Annotated in this window: 2 protein-coding genes; both read right to left on the bottom strand. The window is 37.7% G+C overall.

From position 1 onward, the window contains the following. A partial coding sequence (locus ETB99_RS14550) for a nuclease/transposase family protein (protein ID WP_483860851.1) occupies positions 1–831 on the bottom strand: 831 nt, incomplete at its 3' end. Positions 832–839: 8 nt separating this feature from the next. Continuing rightward, positions 840–1000 (bottom strand): transposase (locus tag ETB99_RS14545; protein WP_171700930.1); only part of this gene is annotated, 161 nt, incomplete at its 5' end.

The raw sequence follows: 1000 nt of genomic DNA, 5'->3' as shown, positions 1-1000 counted from the left end.
ATTATTCGCCCGTCTTTGACGATCCAATTTTCGTTGAAGAACTCGCTTTTGCTTTTCTATGTTTTCGACACTCGGCGCAAGAATAAGCAACTTGACATTATTCATCGAGCAAATAGCGACGGTTTGTGTTCCTATGTCGATACCAACATCGCCTCGCCCTATTGGATGTTTTATTTCTCCTGTTTGGCGGTTTATTTTCTTTGGTGGCACACCTTCAAGAGTGAGTTGAAGAAAATACTTGATTTTTCCTCTAATTCGTCTACGGACGATGCGACAATATTTTATACGGTCTTGTAGAGCCAGATGTGTATATATGTCGTTTGGGTGAATTATAACAGGAATAGATAAACCATTCCAAAGCAAATGTTTGTTTTTGAAACGGATGCCTGTGCTATTTGTTTTTCCTTCTAATGAATCCATATCGTTGTATTTTTTAAAAGACACTTTTTTTGCATTACCAAAGATGAGTTTTTCCATTGCCATCCATGCTCTCGTAGCGATTTTTTGTGCGGTGTGTGAGTCGATGTGTTTCTTGAAATAGTGTTGCATTGGCTTAACAAAATCGTGCATAGCGTATTCATTGATTCCGTACTGACGATATAACTCATTTAGCAAGTTGTTTCTTTCTTTTGATTTTGGTTGTTGGACTAGATGACGATACTGCTTATCATGTTGTAGTTTTTTATGCCGTTTCAGCAATTCGCCCAAACAAGCGTTGTATATTTTTCTGCCAATTTCAAAACGTTTCTCTAATATGTACGCCTGCCATAGTTCTGTTTTGAGTTTCAACGTCAGCACATAACTTTTGGTTTTTGTTTTCGCCAACGACACCACTTCCTTTATACGTTCTTTTGACTTTCGATGTATTGTTTAACCGCTTCTTCTGAAATATAGCCGACAGTACAACAAAAATAACTTCGTGTCCATAGCGACGGTAGTCTGCTTTTTAACGAAGGATATTTCTCCCTTAATATTCGACTGCTTTTCCCTTTAAACGCTT

Source organism: Anoxybacillus sp. CHMUD, assembly GCF_013096965.1.
Classification (GTDB): Bacteria; Bacillota; Bacilli; order Bacillales; family Anoxybacillaceae; genus Anoxybacillus; species Anoxybacillus kestanbolensis_A.
The sequence above is the reverse complement of the archived record's forward strand: the minus strand, read 5'-3'. Positions and strand labels throughout refer to the sequence as shown.